We start from the raw sequence: 16,593 nt of genomic DNA, 5'->3' as shown, positions 1-16,593 counted from the left end.
CAGCAGTGAAGAAAGCCCCGGTCCTCAAACCGGGGCTTTCTTCGTTTCCCGGGGTCGGCGCCCCGGGGAAAAGGGCCCCGTTTCCGGGGCCCTTCGCCGTTCTTCCGCCGTTCTCGGGCGTGTGGGGGCTCAGACCCAGGTCTGGCCCGTGAGCCGCTCGTAGGCCTCCACGTACCGGGAGCGGGTCTGCTCCACGATCTCCTGCGGGAGGACGGGCGGCGGGAGTTCGCCCTTGGAGTTCCAGCCGGAGGCCGGGGAGGACAGCCAGTCGCGGACGTACTGCTTGTCGAAGGACGGCTGGCTGTGGCCCGGCTCCCACAGGTCTGCCGGCCAGAAGCGCGAGGAGTCCGGGGTCAGCACCTCGTCGGCGGCGACCAGGTTGCCGTCCTTGTCGAAGCCGAACTCGAACTTGGTGTCCGCCAGGATGATCCCGCGGTCGCGGGCGATGTCCCGGGCCCGGCCGTAGACGGCGAGGGTGGTCTGGCGCAGCAGGGCGGCCGTTTCGGCGCCCTGGGTGCGCGCGACCTCCTCGTAGGAGACGTTCTCGTCGTGCTCGCCGACCTCGGCCTTGGCGGCCGGGGTGAAGATCGGGGCGGGCAGCTCGGATCCGTCGACCAGGCCCTCGGGCAGGGCCAGCCCGCAGACCGTACGGGTCTTCTCGTACTCGGCGAGGCCCGAGCCGGTCAGGTAGCCGCGGGCCACGCACTCGACGGGGACCATGTCGAGGTTCTGGCAGACCAGGGCGCGGCCGGCCCAGTCGGCGGGGGCGCCGGCGGGCAGCTCGGTGCTGATGACGTGGTTCGGGACGAGGTCCGCGAGCTGGTCGAACCACCACAGGGAGAGCTGGGTCAGGATCCGGCCCTTGTCCGGGATCTCGGTGGGCAGCACCCAGTCGGCGGCGGAGATGCGGTCGCTGGCGACCATGACGAGATGGCCGTCCTCGTCGCGGTAGAGGTCGCGGACCTTGCCGGTGTGGAGGTGGACGAGGCCGGGCACCTGGACCGGCTCGGGCTTTTCGACGAATCCGGGCACGGAGTCTCCCTGTGGTTCTGTACGAGCGCGCGGCCCATTCTCCCGCACCGGGCCGGGGGCGGGGACCGCGGGTCCGGTCAGTCCCTCTTGCAGATGCGGTCGAGGAGATTGGCGGTGGCCCGCTGGACCCGCTCGTCCACGTGCCCGGGGCGGTCGAGGGCCGGGGACCAGGCGAAGGTGCCCGACGCGAAGACGAGCGCGCCGCTGGGAGCCCGGTAGAGGGAGGTCTCCTGGTGGCGGCGGTGGCCCTCGCCGTCCTCGTACGGGGAGTGCGCGAGCAGCATCCGGCTCTGGTGCTCGGGCAACTGCGTGCGCGGGAAGTACCGGTCGGCCTCGCCCGCGACCAGGCCGGGCAGTTCGTCGTTCTCGACGGCTCCGGTGGAGTCCCAGAGCCAGTGCGTGGCATTGCGCACGATGAGGGGCGCGGGCTCGGGGACCCGTCCCGCGTACTGGATGCCCAGCAGTTGCTGCTCGGGGCGGTCCACCTCGCGCCACAGGCTGGGGCGGCCGGGGCCGCGGCGTTTTCGGCAGGTCAGGAGCCGGTCGTCGACCCCGGAGGGCGAGGGGGAGAGCTCGACCTGCCAGTACATGGTGTTGGCGGAGAGGAAGACGAGCGAGGTGCCGTGGTCGCGGGCGCGCTCGACGGTGCGGCGCATCGGGCCGGACCAGTACTCGTCGTGGCCGGGGAAGACCAGGCCGCGGTAGCGGGTGGGGTCGACGCGGCCGGCGTGCAGGTCGCGGGCGTCGGCGTAGGCGAGGTCGTAGCCGTAGCGCTCGGCCCAGCGGATGAAGTCGTAGGCGTGCCCCACGTGCAGGGGCAGGCCCGCGCCGGCGTAGGGGCGGTCGAAGGAGACGGTGATGGCGGCGTCGCGCTCGCCGAGCAGCCGGCCCTCCTCGTCCCAGGCGTGGTAGAGGCTCGCGCCCGTCCTGCCGTCCTCCGGGTAGAGGTTGTAGGCCTGCCAGGTGATGTCGGGCAGCAGGAGCAGCAGATCGGCCGGGTGGTCGTCGCGCACCGTGAAGGGGATGTGCGAGCGGTATCCGTCGGCGGTCGTCAGCACCGCCACGTAGGCGCCGACGCTCCAGTACGAGGGGACCTGGAGCCGCCAGGAGAGCCACCAGTGGTGGCAGGAGACGGTGCGGTCGGCGGTCAGGGGCGCCGGCTGGACGATGCCGGAGAGCCGGGGGCTGGTGGTGATCTTGGAGGCGCCGTCACCGCCGTAGTGCCCGATGCGGTAGACGTCCACGGAGAACTGCTGGGGCGGATCCACGGTGATGTGGAAGTCGATGGCCTCACCGGGCGCGACGGCTCCGGTGGAGGCGAACCCCTTGATCTGCCGGTGCACGTCGTCGGCGGTGCGGGGGCCGCCCGCGCCACGGGCCCTGGGGATCTGCTGCCCCGGCCCGGCGGCGACGGCCGGGTCCACGTACCAGGGCACGACCTGACCGTTGTCGTCGTAGTAGAGCTCGCTCCCCCGGAACCACGGCAGGGGGCCCTGGCCGAAGGGATCGGTGACCGCGTGCGCGAGCGCACCTGACTCCCAACGCCGGATCTGCTCCGCACCCATACCGCTGCTCCCCTCCCTCGCTCCCCCGAATGCCGCGACCGATCCCCAGCACATCACATAACGCACGCACTCCGTCACCGTTCGTCGCGAAAAGTTCAACGGGGATCCCGCCCGCTCCCGGTCCTGGGGCCCGGGGGGCCTGAGAGGTCGCAGTGCCGTGCGCCCTGGGGCGTGGGCCCGGGGCGCCCGGGGCCCGCAGGCCCTAGGCCGTCTCTTCCGGATCTTGCCTGGCCCGCGCCGCCCGGCACCGCGCCTCGCCGCCTTGGCGGAACGCCAAGTACGTCCAGTACTCCGGCGCCCCGCCAAGGCGCCGATGCACGGCACCGGACGACGCGGGCTCAACCGGCAAGATCCGAAAGAGACGGCCTAGACCAGACGGACCGGCTTCTCGGGGCGTACGCCGACCTCCGCGAGCCAGTCCCGGAGCGGGGCGGGGTCCCGGTCCTCCACGAGCGCCAGCACCGGTCCGGCGAGGTCGGCCCGCCGCACCCCGGCGATCAGCAGGACGGGCCCGTCCAGCCAGTCCAGCCCGGGCTCACCCCCGGCGGAGTCGACGGCGGCGCAGCACACCAGCGCCACGACGTGGTCCGCCAGCAGGTCCCGCCCGCTGCGCGGAGCCTCCAGCGGGAACAGCGGCAGGGTGTCGGCCCCGCGGCCCGCGGCGGAGGCCGCCGGGGCGGGCACGGACTCCCGCGCCAGGTCACCGCTCAGCCGGCCCGCCAGGGCGTCGGCATCGGCCTCCGCGAGGTGGGCCAGCACCCGCTCCACCGTGGAGGCGGCGGGCACCGACGGAGCCGACAGCGCGTCCAGTGCGGCCAGCAGGCGGGCCGCCTCCGTGCGCCACTTGCGGTCGACGACCTCTTCCGGATAGGCCGCCCAGTCCACCGGCGACCAGTCCGGACCGGCCTCGGCCGGTCCCCCGTGGAACAGCCGAGCCGCCAGCAGCGAGGCGGCCTCGTCCACCGCACCCGGCTGGTCCAGCAGATCGCACGCCGGGCGCTCGCCCAGCCGCGAGGTGAACCCGTCGGCGAGCCGGTCGCGCCGGGACAGCTCGGTCAGTGCGGAGACGACGCCCGCGTCCAGGTGCGCGGGCCAGCGGCCCATGCGCCAGGCAGGCAGCGCGACGCGGGTCAGCAGCCGGTCCCAGCCGGCGTACGCCAGCCCGACCTGCTCCTGGGCGACGATGCGCAGCGCGTAGTCCACACCCTGGGCTCGGTCCGAGGCGGCGGCGGCGACCCCGCGCTCCATCTCGGCGGCGTCCACCCGGCACAGCCGCAGCAGCAGCCGGGCGGGGGCGCCGATCCAGCCGAGGAAACGGCGGCCGCCCACGTCCACGGCGGCGTCGAGGCCCCGTACGAATCCGCGCGCATCGGCTATGTCCGGGTGGGCGGAGGGGCCCGTACCGGCGACGACGGGCGCGAGGACGGCCCGTAGCTCGGCGACCCTCATCCACCACAGGAACGGCGAGCCGATCACCAGCACCGGGGCGGCGCCGGGCTCGGACTCCGGGCCACCGGCTCCGGCGGCCCCACCTGATATGAGCGCGCGGCCGCGGGCACGGCGGTGCGCGGCGTGCGTGCGGTCCTCCAGCCAGCTGTCGCAGTCGGGGGTCAGGGCTATCGCGGAGGGCGCAGGAACGTCCATCCGGTCCGCCAGGTCCCGTACGAGCCGGTAGAGATCAGGTGCGGCGGACTCCGACAGCGGCACGGTCGGGGTCATGGCGGGGCTCGCCCGCAGCACGACGGCGGCGAAGATCCCGCCGACGAGCAGGACGAACGCGGCGACGGCGCACACGACGAGGGTCACGGCCTGCCAGGGGTCACCGGCGAGCCGGCCCGTCATGCGGGCGCTCACCAGCACCACGGCCAGCGCGGCGGGCAGCAGCCCGACGGCCAGGGCCCTGCTGCGCACACGCAGCACGGCCAAGGCACGGGAACGCGCGGACGGCGTACCCACTTCAGCGATCGAACCGGTTCCGGACACGGCCGGACCTCACCCCCTCTGCCATGCGGCGGCGTTGCTCACTCCCCCACTGTGACACCAGCCACTGACATCGCAATGCCGGTGGGCCATGTGCCGGAATGAGAGCCGGAATGCTTGCGCCGCACCATAGTTGGGGCGGAGGCGGCCGTCAGGCAGACCGGGGGACGATCACCCGATGGAATGGCTTTGGGTAAAGCTGGGTGCGTTCGAACGCGGCCGGATGCACTCGCACGCGAGCATGCGCGCGGGCCCGGCCGCACCGAGTGCGCACCGGGCCCGCTTGCGTCGAATCCCGCTGAACGCCGCCGGTCAGCGGGATTCCGCGGCCTTCTCGGCGATGTCCGTGCGGTACTGCGAGCCGTCCAGCCCGATCCGCGCGACCGCCTTATACGCCCTGTCCCGGGCCTCCGCCAGATCGGAACCGGTCGCCGTCACCGACAGCACGCGTCCGCCCGCGCTGACGACCGCGTCGCCCTCGGCGCGGGTCCCCGCGTGCAGGACGTACGCGTGCGGGGCGTCCAGCTCGGCCACCTCGGCCAGGCCCGTGATGGGGTCCCCGGTGCGCGGGGTCTCCGGGTAGTTGTGGGAGGCGATGACCACGGTGACGGCCGCGTCCTCGCGCCAGCTGAGCGGGGGCAGGGTGTCCAGGGTGCCGTTGGCGGAGCCCAGCAGCACGCCCGCGAGCGGGGTGCGCAACCGGGCCAGGACGACCTGGGTCTCGGGGTCGCCGAAGCGGGCGTTGAACTCGATGACCCGCGTCCCGCGCGAGGTGATCGCGAGGCCCGCGTAGAGCAGCCCGGAGAAGGGGGTGCCGCGGCGGCGCAGCTCGTCCACGGTGGGCTGCAGGACGGAGGCCATGACCTCGTCGACCAGCTTCGGGTCGGCCCAGGGGAGCGGGGAGTACGCGCCCATGCCGCCGGTGTTGGGGCCCGCGTCGCCGTCGAGCGCGCGCTTGAAGTCCTGCGCGGGCTGGAGCGGCAGCACGGTGACGCCGTCGGTGATGGCGAAGAGGGAGACCTCGGGGCCGTCGAGGAACTCCTCGATGACCACCCGGTCGCAGGCCAGCGCGTGGGCGCGGGCGGCTGCCCGGTCGTCGGTGACCACGACGCCCTTGCCGGCGGCGAGGCCGTCGTCCTTGACCACGTACGGGGCGCCGAAGGCGTCGAGGGCCTCGTCCACCTCTTCCGGGGTGGTGCACACGTAGCTGCGGGCCGTCGGGACGCCGGCGGCGGCCATCACGTCCTTGGCGAAGGCCTTGGAGCCCTCCAGCTGCGCGGCTTCGCCGGACGGGCCGAAGACGGGGATGCCGACCGCGCGCACGGAGTCGGCGACCCCGGCGACGAGCGGGGCCTCCGGGCCGACGACGACCAGGTCGACGCGGAGCTCGGTGGCGAGGCGGGCGACGGCTTCGCCGTCGAGCGGGTCGACGGGGCGGAGCTCGGCCACCTCGGCGATGCCGGCGTTGCCGGGGGCGCAGTACAGCGCGTTGACGTCGGAATCGAGGGACAGAGAGCGGCACAGGGCATGTTCGCGGGCGCCGCCGCCGATGACGAGGACCTTCACGCGATGAAGACTAGCCCGCGTTCCCGGGTGCCCTTCGTGCGGGCACCCAAGTCAGACCCCCTATTCGTTCGTATATTCCTCTACAACGGTGGCCCCGAGTTCGCGCACGATCAGGTCGTGTCCGCTGAGGGCGGTGTCGACGAGGTCGGGGTCGTCCGCCTCCGCGATGTCGTCCTCGGGAGCGACCGGCGGGGGTGCCTGGTGGGTGGGCTGCTGGTGCTGCTGGGACTGCTGCTGGTACGACTGCTGCGGCTGCTGGGGCTGTTGCGGGGACTGCTGCGGCTGCTGCTGGTACGACTGCTGGGGCTGCTGTGACTGCTGCGGGGACTGCTGGGCCGGTGGCTGGTTGTAGGCGGGCGCGGGCGGAGCGCCGTAGGAGGACGCGGACACCGGGGCCATCGGCTGGGCGCCCCCGCCGACCACGGCCTCGATCTTCCAGGTGACCTGGAACTGCTCGGCGAGCACCGCCTTGAGGACGTCCTCGCTGCCGCTGCTCGCGAAGTTGTCGCGGGCTCCGGCGTTGGGGAAGCCGAGCTGGAGGGTGGTGCCGTCGAAGCCGGCGACCTGGGCGTTCTGGCTGAGCAGGATCCAGGTGAAGCGGCGGCGGTTCTTGACGGCGTCCAGGACGGCCGGCCACATGGCCTGGATCTGCCCGGCGCCGGCGGCCATGCCGGGTGCCGGGGCGTCGGGCGCCGCCGGAGCGGAGGCCTGGGCGGCCTGCGCGGGGGCCGCCGGGGGAGCCGCGGGGGCCACCGGGGCGCCGGGGGTGGCCGCCCCGGGCCAGGCACCCGCGGCGGGGGCCGCCGGTGCGGGCGCGGGAGCCCCGGGCGTGGCAGCGCCGGGCCAGGCACCGGGGGCGCCGCCGCCGGGCTGCGCGGCGCCGGGCCAGGCGCCGGGGGCAGCGGCCGGGGCCGGAGCCGGGGCGGCGGCCACCGGCTCGGGCGGAGCCACCGGGGCCGGGGCGGGGGCCTGGTGCGCGGGAGCCTGGTGCGCGGGAGCCTGCTGGGTCGGAGCCGGCTGCACGGGGGGCCGTACGGCCGCGGGGGCCATCGCGTGGGCCTCCGGCCCCGGTACGTAGCCCATGGCGGGGGCCGGGGCGAAGGCAGCGGCGGCGGATGCCGCGCCGCCGCGCTCCAGCCGGTCGAGCCGCGCCTGCACGGAACGCTCGTCGTCGAAGGCGGCGGGCAGCAGCACGCGGGCGCAGATCAGCTCCAGCTGCAGCCGGGGCGAGGTGGCCCCGCGCATCTCCGTGAGCCCCGTGTTGACCAGATCGGCGGCCCGGGACAGCTCGGCGGCCCCGAAGACGGAGGCCTGGGCCTGCATCCGCTCGACCACGTCGTTGGGGGCGTCGATCAGCCCCTTCTCCCGGGCGTCGGGCACGGCGGCCAGGATCACCAGGTCGCGCAGCCGCTCCAGCAGGTCGGCGACGAAGCGGCGCGGGTCGTTGCCGCCCTCCACCACCCGGTCGACGATCTCGAAGGCGGCGGCCCCGTCCCCGGCGGCGAAGGCGTCCACGACGGCGTCGAGGAGCGTGCCGTCGGTGTACCCGAGGAGCGAGGTGGCCATGGCGTACGTCACACCCTGCTCGGTGGCGCCGGCCAGGAGCTGGTCCATGACGGACATGGAGTCACGGACGGATCCGGCTCCGGCGCGCACGACGAGCGGCAGCACGCCCTCCTCGACGTGGGCGCCCTCGCGGCCGCAGACCTCGCCGAGGTAGTCCCGCAGGGTGCCGGGGGGCACGAGCCGGAAGGGGTAGTGGTGCGTCCGGGACCGGATGGTGCCGATGACCTTCTCGGGCTCGGTCGTGGCGAAGATGAACTTGAGGTGCTCCGGCGGCTCCTCGACCACCTTCAGCAGGGCGTTGAAGCCCGCCGGGGTGACCATGTGCGCCTCGTCGATGATGTAGATCTTGTACCGGCTGGAGGCGGGCCCGAAGAAGGCCTTCTCGCGCAGGTCACGGGCGTCGTCCACACCACCGTGCGAGGCCGCGTCGATCTCGATGACGTCGATGGAACCCGGCCCGTTGCGCGCGAGGTCCTTGCAGGACTGGCACTCCCCGCAGGGGGTGGGCGTGGGGCCTTGCTCACAGTTCAGGCAGCGGGCCAGGATGCGCGCGCTGGTGGTCTTGCCACAGCCTCGCGGCCCACTGAACAGGTACGCGTGATTGACCCGGTTGTTGCGCAGCGCCTGCATCAGCGGGTCAGTGACATGCTCCTGACCGATGACCTCGGCGAACGACTCGGGGCGGTAGCGGCGGTACAGCGCAAGGGACGACACGTCTACGAGGTTATCCGGGCCCACCGACAACAGCGGCCCGCAGACCCGCCCGGTCCACCGTGGTCCGCGCGCGCTCCCGCTGAGCGGCCCGGCCGGCCCGACCCGTTCCGGGAACGCAAAGCGCCCCCCACGCACCCGCCAGAGCCCACTTACCCTTGCTGCCTTCCGGCCCTGGGGGAGTTGGGTGAGATAGCGCCACGTGAGGGGCTGGGCCCCACCCTAGCGGATGGAGGGCCCCGGAATCGACCCGCACCCCGACCCGGACCCCGACCCGGACCCCCGCCAGAGCCCACCCGACGATCACGTTCGCGAGCACCCCTCAACGTCTTGTATTGTTTGCCGCGGAGGATTCGCCTAGTGGCCTAGGGCGCACGCTTGGAAAGCGTGTTGGGGGCAACCCCTCACGAGTTCGAATCTCGTATCCTCCGCCATTGCTCTCACCGGGCAATACGTTGAAGAGCCCCACCGCTTGCGGTGGGGCTCTTTGCGTTCCCCCGTCTCGGCTTCCGTCGCGGCTTCCGTCGCCGTCGGCCCTCAGGAGCCCGAGCCGGGGGTGCTCGCTAGCGTGGGGCCATGGATACGGCACAGGAGTTCGAGGACCATCGATCGCGGCTGTTCTCGCTGGCGTACCGGATGCTCGGCTCGGCGGCCGAGGCCGAGGATGCCGTGCAGGACGCGTACCTGCGCTGGCACGGCGTCGAGCCCGGTCAGGTGGCCGCGCCGGGCCCGTGGCTGGCCAAGGTGGTCACCAACCTGTGCCTGAACCGGCTCACCTCCGCCCGGGTGCAGCGCGAGGAGTACTTCGGGCCCTGGATCCCGGAGCCGGTGGGGACCGGTGCCGGGGCGCTGGGGCCGATGGAGACGGCGGAGCAGCGGGACTCGGTGTCGTTCGCCGTGCTGACGATGATGGAGCGGCTGTCGGCCCCCGAGCGGGCCGCCGTGGTGCTGCGGGACGCCTTCGACTACAGCCACCGCGACATCGCGGGCGTACTCGACTGCTCCGAGGCGAACGCGCGCCAGCTCTACCGCCGGGCCAAGCAGCACCTGACCGACGGCCGGCCGCGGTTCACCAGCTCGCGGGAGCAGGACGACGAGCTGCTCGCCCGGTTCCTGGCCGCCGCGTCCGAGGGGGCGATGGAGCAGCTGGAGCAGCTCCTCTCCGACCAGGTCGTCGTCTGGTCGGACGGCGGCGGCAAGGCGAGTGCGGCGAGCCGGCCGGTGGCCGGGCGGGACAACGCGGCCCGCTTCCTCGTCGGTCTGTTCTCCCGGTGGGTCAACGGCGCGCAGATCGGGTTCGCCGAGGCGAACGGCGTTCCGGCGGTGGTCAGCTGGGCGGACGGCGAACTGACGGCGTTCGGGGCGCTGGAGCTCGGCGAGGGCGGGATCACGGGCATCCGGCTCGTCCTGAACCCGGACAAACTCGCCTTCCTCGCAACTCAGCTCCGAGAGTTGTCACGGAACGACTGACCCGCCGGTTCTTCATCAGTGACGGCGACGCCGACGGCGCCGGCAACGGGGCCGACGGCGGCGGCAGCGACAGCGGATTCGGAAGGCCGAGACTGATGAAGAACGACACGATCATGGTGACCGGAGCGACGGGCATGCTCGGCCGCGAGGTGCTGGAGCGGGTCCGCCGCACCGGCCGCCCGGTGCGCGCGCTCACGCGCAGGACCGCGCTGCCCGAGGACGCCGGCGTGGACTGGTACACCGGCGACCTGACCACCGGCGCCGGACTCGACGAGGCACTCGCGGGCGTCGTCACGGTCATCCACTGCGCGAGCGACCTCCGGCACTTCAAGAACGACCTCCCGGGCTTGCGGCACCTGCTGGAAGCCGGGAAGCGGGCCGGCGTCGAGCACGTCGTCAACATCTCGATCGTCGGCGTCGACCGGATCCCCTACCCGTACTACCGGGTCAAGCTGGAGGGCGAGCAGGTGCTCGCCGCCTCGGGGATCGGCTGGACCAACCTGCGGGCCACCCAGTTCCCGGCGCTGCTCGACCTCGCCCTCGGGGCCCTGTCCAAGCTCCCGGTGGTCCTCGTGCCCTCCCGCACCGACTGCCAGCCGGCCGACGCGGGCGAGGTCGCGGACCGGCTGGTCGAACTGGCCCTCGGCGACCCGGCCGGCCGCGTACCCGACTTCGCGGGCCCGACCGTGTACCCGGCCGCCGGCCTCGCCAGGGACTGGCTGCGCGCCGCGGGCAAGCGCCGCGCCGTCCTTCCCGTCCACGTCCCCGGGAAGGTCGGGGCCGCCTGGCGCGCCGGCCATCTGACCGCCCCGGGTCAGGCGCTCGGCCGACGCACCTGGGAGCAGTACCTCGCCGAGCGGGTCGCCCGCTGACCCGCCGGCCTGCCGGTGCGCCGGCGGGCTGGACATGCGGGTGGGCAAACCGGCACATACCGTTTCCCGAGACGGCCAGGAGGTCGCGCGGGCGCACCGACGGGTCCGCAGCCGGGCATGCGGCCGGGCACGCGGCCGGGCGGAAGCGGGTGGGTGCGGGTGGCGTGGATGGACTGGCTCAGGACGGAGATCTTCCGGCCCTACCCCGAGCTGCTCATCTTCCTGACGATCGCCGTCGGCTTCCTGCTCGGCCGCCTCCGCTACAAGTCCATCGCGCTCGGCGCCGTCACCGGATGCCTCGTCGCCGGCCTGGTCATCGGCTCCCAGGCCAAGGTGGAGATCGACGGTCCGATCAAGTCCGTCTTCTTCCTCATGTTCCTCTTCGCCCTCGGCTACGACGTCGGCCCGCAGTTCTTCCGCGCCCTGCGCAAGGACGGCCTCCCCCAGGTCGTCCTCGCCCTGATCGTCTGCGTCACCGGACTCGCCTCCGCCTGGGCCTTCGCCACCCTCGCCGGTTACGGGCCCGGGCTCTCCGCCGGGCTGCTCGGCGGCGGCCTCACCCAGTCCGCCGTCATCGGCGTCGGCTCCGACGCCATCGCCCACCTGCCCGGGGTCGGCGCGGCCGAGGCGCGGGACCAGTCGCATCTGATCGCCGTCGCCTACGCGGTCACGTACCCCCTCGGTACGGTCCTGCCCGCGCTGCTCCTCGCCGGGTTCCTGCCCCGCCTCCTGCGCCGGGACCTCGCGGCCGAGAGCGCCGTGCTCGCCGCCGATCTGGAGGCCGCCGAGGACGACCCCGACGCCGGGGAGGGCTACTACAAGCACGTGCTGCGCGCGTACGCCGTCGACGTGGCGGCCTTCGCCGGGCGCACGATCGGGGACTTCGAGGCGGAACAGAAGGCCGCCGGGCGGCGGCTCTACATCACCCGGCTGCGGCGCGGCGGGGAGATCCTGGAGCACACTCCGGACACCCGCGTCGAGATCGGGGACGTCCTGGCCGTCAGCGCGGTCCGCGGCGACCTCGTCGCGTACGACGCGCGCACGCACATCGGGATGGAGACGGACGACTTCGAGCTGCTCGCCTACCGCACCGAGTCCCTGCACGTGGTCATCACCGACCGGAACCTCAGCGGCCGCACCATCCGCACCCTGCGCCACGAGCAGTTCATGCCGGGGGTCTTCGTCGACGAACACTGGCGGGCCGGCGCCGACCTGCGGGTCCGCCTCGACAGCACCGTGGAGCGGGGCGACACCCTGGTCCTGACCGGGCCGCGCAGCCGGGTGGAGGCGGCCGCGGCGGAGCTCGGCAAGCCGGTGCCGACCAGCTTCGCGACGGACATGGTCTGGATCGCGCTCGGGCTCTTCCTCGGCGGCTGCCTCGGCATCCCGGCGCTGCACGCGGCCGGTGCTCCACTGTCGCTGTCCACCTCCACCGGGGCGCTGCTGATGGGGCTGGTCTTCGGCTGGATCCGCAGCAAGTACCCCACGTACGGGAACCTGCCGTCGGCCGCGCAGTGGCTGATGGGCACGCTCGGCCTGTGCGTGTTCGTCACGGTCGTCGGCCTCAACGCGGGCCCGAGCTTCGTCCCGGGCCTGCGCGAAGCCGGCTGGCCGCTGCTGCTCTGGGGCGCCGCCGTGACGAGCGTGCCGCTGCTGGCCGGATTCGCCTACGGGCACTTCGTGCAGCGGCTCCCCCTCCCGATCCTGCTCGGCGCCCTGGCCGGAGCCCAGACCACGACGGCCGCGCTGGGCGCCCTGACGGAACGCGCGCGCAGCCAGATCCCGGCCCTGGGAACGACGGTGCCGTACGCCCTGGGCAACGTACTGCTGACGATGTGGGGGTCGGTGATCGTGCTTCTGCGGCGGTGAGGGGGCCGTCTGCCTTCCCGTTCGCCCGGTCTGCGATCACCATGGCCCCATGGACGATGCGGTGTTCTTGGTGCCCGGGCAGCGGACCACGACCGCCGGGCTGCTCGGTGAGGCGGCCGGGCGGCGGGGGATGGAGGTGCGGGGGCTCGACGCCGAGCTCGGGGGGCTGGCGGGGCGGGTCGTGTACTGGTGCGGTGGGCCCGCGGCCGGGGCGCGGGTGGCCGGGGCGCTCGGGATCGGGCTGCTGGAGCCGCCGGACGACTGGCTGGCCGGGCTGCCGGAGTGGGCCACCGGGCGCGGGATCCGGCTGAGCAGCCTGGGAGAGGCGCGGGCGGCGCTGCGGGGGCCGGCCTTCGTGAAGCCGCCGCGCGAGAAGTCCTTCCCGGCCGCTGTGTACGCGGACGGCGCCGAGCTGCCCGAACTGCCGCCGGACACCCCGGTGCTGGTCTCCGGGGTGGTGGACTTCGCCGCCGAATACCGGCTTTTCCTCCTGGACGGGGAGATCGCCGCCGGGAGCCGCTACGCCGTCCACGGACGGCTGGATCCCGCCCCGCTGGACGAGGACCCGCGGGCCGCGGAGGTACGCGCCTTCGCGGCCCGGCTGCTCGCGGCAGCGGATGACACCCTGCCGAGTGCCGTGACCGTCGACGTCGGCTTCGCCGGCGGCACCGTGGTCGTCGTGGAGGCCAACATGGCCTGGTTCTCGAACTGTTACGCCGCCGATCCGGGCCGCGTCCTCGACGTGGTGCTCCGCTCGGCCGGCCCCCGGGAACGGGTCTCCGAGGCCGACCGCCGGTTCGTGCGCGGCTGAACAGACGGCAGGGACGGCTTAGCCGTGCGGGATCAGGGCCACCGGGCTGTGGGCGTGGTGGGCCACCGCGTGGTCCGTGGGGCCCATGCCGTGCAGGGGGCGGTGGTGGCGGCGGCCCACGACCAAGAGGTCGGCCTCGGCGGACTCGTCGAGCAGGAGCCGCGCCGGGTCGCCGTGGCGGGTCACGCACTCGGTGCGCACCCCCGGGTAGCGCGCTCCGGCCGCGGCCACCGCCGCTTCGAGCTCCTGCGGGTCCGCCGGGTCCGTCTGCACGGCGTGCACCGCGCGCAGCGGGAGGTCGTGGCGGGCCGCCCAGGCGTAGGCGAAGTCGAGCACCGCGGCATGGTCGCCCGCCGGCTCCACCCCCACGACGACCCCGTGTCCGTGCGGTGCGCGCTCGGCGGGTTCCCGTACCAGGACGACGGGGACCTCGGCGCGCCCCGCCACGTGCAGGGCGGTGGAGCCGAGCCCCGGGGCCACGTGGTGGCGGGCCTCGCCGCTCGCGCCGAGCACGATCAGCCCGGCGTGCGCCTGCGCGGCCGCCCGCGGGATCTCGTTGCCGGGTCCGCCCTCGGCGGTGGCCGCCTCGACGGTCAGGCCCTGGTGGGTGGCGCGGAGTTCCTCGGCGAGGGCCGTGAGTACGGTCCTCGCCGCGCGCTCGCCCTCGCCGAGCACGGGCTGGAACTCCACCGAGATCGGCTGGACGGTCGGCCAGGCCTGGCCCACGTGGAGCAGCCGGAGCGGCGCCCCGGTGGCCAGGGCCTCACGGGCGGCCCACCGGGCGGCGGCGAGGCTCCGGGCGGACCCGTCGAACCCGACGAGGAGGGGGAGGACGGGCGGGACGGGCGGGGCAGGCTGGTCGGACGGGACGGACATCGGCGGCACCCTTCTTCCACATGCCGCGGCCAATTCCTGGTCGCTCTTACGACGCTACGCCAACTGCCGCCTTTACCCCCTTTGTGGCCTTGTGGCCTATCCCGAGAGCCGCCCCGCGACCCGGTGAACCCTTCCGGTCGCAGCACTAGGCTGCGCGCGTGCCCTCGTACTCGATCGGGCAGGCCGCCGGCCTGCTGTGCGTGAGCCCCGAGACCGTCCGCCGCTGGGCCGACGGGGGCCGGCTGCCCGCGCGCCGGTCGTCCGACGGGGCACGAACCGTCGACGGGGTCGCCCTCGCCGCCTTCGCCAAGGAGCGGGCAGCGGGTCTGCATCCGGTGCCGCAGACGGCCGCCGCCACCTCCGTGCGCAACTCCTTCGCGGGGATCGTCACCGCCGTCCGGCTCGACGAGGTCGCGGCCCAGGTCGAGGTCCAGTCGGGCCCGTACCGCCTCGTCTCCGTGGTGACCCGGGAGTCGGTCGAGGAGCTCGGCATCGCGGTCGGGGTCACCGTGACGGCTCGGGTGAAGTCCACGGACGTGCACATCGACCTGGCCTTCTAGGGCCCGCCCTACGGCAACGGCAACGGCTAGCAGCGCAGCGCCGCGTACAGGTCCAGCTTGTGGTCGAGGCGCGAGAGGTCGCGGCCGGTCAGGGCCTCCACCCGTTCGATCCGGTAGTGGACCGTGTTCACGTGCAGGTGCAGCGCCTCCGCCGTACGCGTCCACGAGCAGTTGTTCGCGAGGAACACCTCCAGCGTCTCCCGCAGCATCCCGTCCCCGAGCGAGCCCAGCGTCCGCGCCCCGAAGACTCCGCGCACCTCCGGCGGGACCCCCGCGAGCAGTTCGTTCAGGGTGTCCAGCCGCTCGACCCCGCGGACCGGGACCACCGCGTCGGCTGCCGTCAGCGCGAAGCGCGCCTGGCACAGTGACGCGCCTAGCCCGTCGGCCGAAGCCGTCCGCGCGCCCACGCCGAGCCGCAGGTCGGCCCCCGGGTCGGCGCACGCCTGGAGCAGCGGCCATACGGTGCCCAGCCGGTCGGTGAGATCGGCGGTGTCGGGCCTGGCGGTGGCGTCAGGCCTGGCGGTGGTGTCGGGCCTGGCGGTGGCGTCGCCCCCGTCCGGGCCCTCGTACAGCACCGCCCCGCCCGGCCCCGCCGCCCACCGGACCCCCTCCAGGTGCCCCAGCGCCTCCGCCAGCGCATCGCCGTCGGTCGCCGCCACCACCCGGTACGGACCCCCCGCGGGCAGTCCGGCCGCCTGGAGCGCGGCGCCGAGGAGGTCCGGTTCGGCCTCGGCCGCCACCAGGGCGAGCAGGTCCCGTCCGGCGGCCCGTCGCGCGGCCACCCGGCGGGCCCGGCCGTCGCGGTACTGCGCGAACACCTCGGCGATCTCGTGGAGCACCCGCGGCGGCGCCGCGTCCGCGTCCGGGACGTGCAGCAGCCAGGCGTCGTACGGGGAACCCTCGGCCTCGACGCCCAGTGAGACCCCGCCCTTCGCGGCGGAGGCGGCCCGCTGGGCCGGGATCGCGGGCGCGGACGGGGTACGGGCCACCGTGCGGCCGCTCGCGGTCAGCAGGTAGCAGGGCAGCCGGCCCAGGTGCGCGCACGCCCGGTCCAGCAGCTCCGCCGGCCCGGCTCCGCCCTCCAGGAGTCCGCTGAGCTCGCTGCGCACGTTCTCGGGGAGCGCGAAGTGCCGGGTCGGGCGCCGGCTGAGGTCACCCCACTGGCGGAGGTACACCGCCTCGGTGACGGCCCGGAAGCTGGTCCGCGCGGGCACCGCCACCAGCGGCATCCGGTGGGCCCGGCAGGCGGCGACGAGCTCCTCGGGCACCCCTCCGTGGGTCTCCTCGCCCGCCAGCAGCGCCCGCGCTCCGGCGTCGGCGAGTGCGGCGACGAACCGGTCGGTCCTGGCGGCCGCCGAGGCCCCCGGACGCCACCACACGAGGCCGCTGAGGACGAGCTCCCCGGGGCCCAGGAACCGGCCAGGGTCCTCCAGGTCGGTGGCGGTCACCCCACTGACCTCCTGGCCGAGAAGGGACTGCTCGCCCCAGAGCAGGGTGAGGCCGAGGTTGTCGGACTGGAGCAGGTCGAGGACGTGCATGACAGGGACTCCTTGCGGCGGGTGGCAGCCCACAATCGCGAGGCGAATATGAGGCTAGCCATGGTAAATGCAAGGGCAACCCTCCGAACAGCCTCTTGGATGATTCACCAGGCAGGCCCCGTCGGCCCTGGTGTTTTTCCGTGGCGGGGACCAGTCGCCCCCGCCCCCGGCGCGTTG

The 16,593-nt window shown here is 74.1% G+C and carries 12 protein-coding genes, 1 tRNA gene and 1 other RNA gene; 6 read left to right on the top strand and 8 right to left on the bottom strand.

What is annotated here, in order from left to right; all coding sequences use genetic code 11:
* Nucleotides 1–129: 129 nt before the first annotated feature.
* The 6 genes from OHA37_RS19925 to ffs form a co-directional block, all read right to left on the bottom strand.
* On the bottom strand, nt 130–1,032 hold the full coding sequence (locus OHA37_RS19925; protein WP_266907112.1) for a phosphoribosylaminoimidazolesuccinocarboxamide synthase: 903 nt from the start codon (nt 1,030–1,032) through the stop codon (nt 130–132).
* A 77-nt stretch (nt 1,033–1,109) separates the two neighbouring features.
* On the bottom strand, nt 1,110–2,597 hold the full coding sequence (locus OHA37_RS19920) for a N,N-dimethylformamidase beta subunit family domain-containing protein (RefSeq protein ID WP_266907111.1): 1,488 nt from the start codon (nt 2,595–2,597) through the stop codon (nt 1,110–1,112).
* A 366-nt stretch (nt 2,598–2,963) separates the two neighbouring features.
* Nucleotides 2,964–4,580 (bottom strand): hypothetical protein, encoded by a 1,617-nt coding sequence (locus OHA37_RS19915; protein WP_266907109.1) that lies wholly within the window; start codon nt 4,578–4,580, stop codon nt 2,964–2,966.
* 309 nt (nt 4,581–4,889) lie between these two features.
* Nucleotides 4,890–6,143, bottom strand: coding sequence for a phosphoribosylamine--glycine ligase (purD, locus tag OHA37_RS19910; RefSeq protein ID WP_266907107.1), 1,254 nt, complete (start codon nt 6,141–6,143; stop codon nt 4,890–4,892).
* A 60-nt stretch (nt 6,144–6,203) separates the two neighbouring features.
* Nucleotides 6,204–8,423, bottom strand: coding sequence for a DNA polymerase III subunit gamma and tau (locus tag OHA37_RS19905; protein WP_266907105.1), 2,220 nt, complete (start codon nt 8,421–8,423; stop codon nt 6,204–6,206).
* Nucleotides 8,424–8,536: 113 nt separating this feature from the next.
* An RNA gene (gene ffs / locus OHA37_RS19900) (signal recognition particle sRNA small type) lies at nt 8,537–8,635 on the bottom strand.
* Between the two features lie 131 nt (nt 8,636–8,766).
* On the opposite strand from ffs, the gene OHA37_RS19895 reads away from it, so the two are divergent.
* The 5 genes from OHA37_RS19895 (at nt 8,767) to OHA37_RS19875 (ending at nt 13,442) form a co-directional block, all read left to right on the top strand.
* A tRNA-Ser gene (locus OHA37_RS19895) sits at nt 8,767–8,854 on the top strand.
* Nucleotides 8,855–8,996: 142 nt separating this feature from the next.
* The gene (locus OHA37_RS19890; protein WP_266907103.1) at nt 8,997–9,890 is read left to right on the top strand and encodes an RNA polymerase sigma-70 factor; all 894 of its coding nucleotides are present in this window, start codon (nt 8,997–8,999) and stop codon (nt 9,888–9,890) included.
* A gap of 95 nt (nt 9,891–9,985) precedes the next feature.
* The gene (locus OHA37_RS19885) at nt 9,986–10,762 is read left to right on the top strand and encodes an SDR family oxidoreductase (RefSeq protein ID WP_266907101.1); all 777 of its coding nucleotides are present in this window, start codon (nt 9,986–9,988) and stop codon (nt 10,760–10,762) included.
* Between the two features lie 168 nt (nt 10,763–10,930).
* Nucleotides 10,931–12,631 (top strand): aspartate:alanine exchanger family transporter, encoded by a 1,701-nt coding sequence (locus OHA37_RS19880; protein WP_266907099.1) that lies wholly within the window; start codon nt 10,931–10,933, stop codon nt 12,629–12,631.
* A gap of 49 nt (nt 12,632–12,680) precedes the next feature.
* Nucleotides 12,681–13,442, top strand: a complete 762-nt coding sequence (locus tag OHA37_RS19875) for an ATP-grasp domain-containing protein (protein WP_266907097.1) — start codon at nt 12,681–12,683, stop codon at nt 13,440–13,442.
* Between the two features lie 18 nt (nt 13,443–13,460).
* Here OHA37_RS19875 and OHA37_RS19870 read toward each other — a convergent pair whose 3' ends face one another.
* On the bottom strand, nt 13,461–14,318 hold the full coding sequence (locus OHA37_RS19870) for a universal stress protein (protein ID WP_266907095.1): 858 nt from the start codon (nt 14,316–14,318) through the stop codon (nt 13,461–13,463).
* A gap of 158 nt (nt 14,319–14,476) precedes the next feature.
* Between OHA37_RS19870 and OHA37_RS19865 the strand changes: the two genes are divergently transcribed.
* The gene (locus tag OHA37_RS19865; protein ID WP_266907093.1) at nt 14,477–14,878 is read left to right on the top strand and encodes a TOBE domain-containing protein; all 402 of its coding nucleotides are present in this window, start codon (nt 14,477–14,479) and stop codon (nt 14,876–14,878) included.
* Between the two features lie 26 nt (nt 14,879–14,904).
* Here OHA37_RS19865 and OHA37_RS19860 read toward each other — a convergent pair whose 3' ends face one another.
* Entirely contained in the window at nt 14,905–16,416 is a 1,512-nt protein-coding gene (locus OHA37_RS19860; protein WP_266907091.1) for a helix-turn-helix domain-containing protein, read from the bottom strand.
* Nucleotides 16,417–16,593 lie beyond the last annotated feature (177 nt).

The organism is Streptomyces sp. NBC_00335 (assembly GCF_036127095.1).
In the GTDB taxonomy this organism is placed as follows: Bacteria; Actinomycetota; Actinomycetes; order Streptomycetales; family Streptomycetaceae; genus Streptomyces.
Note: the sequence above shows the minus strand (reverse complement) of the source record. Positions and strands in the feature narration are given on the sequence as shown.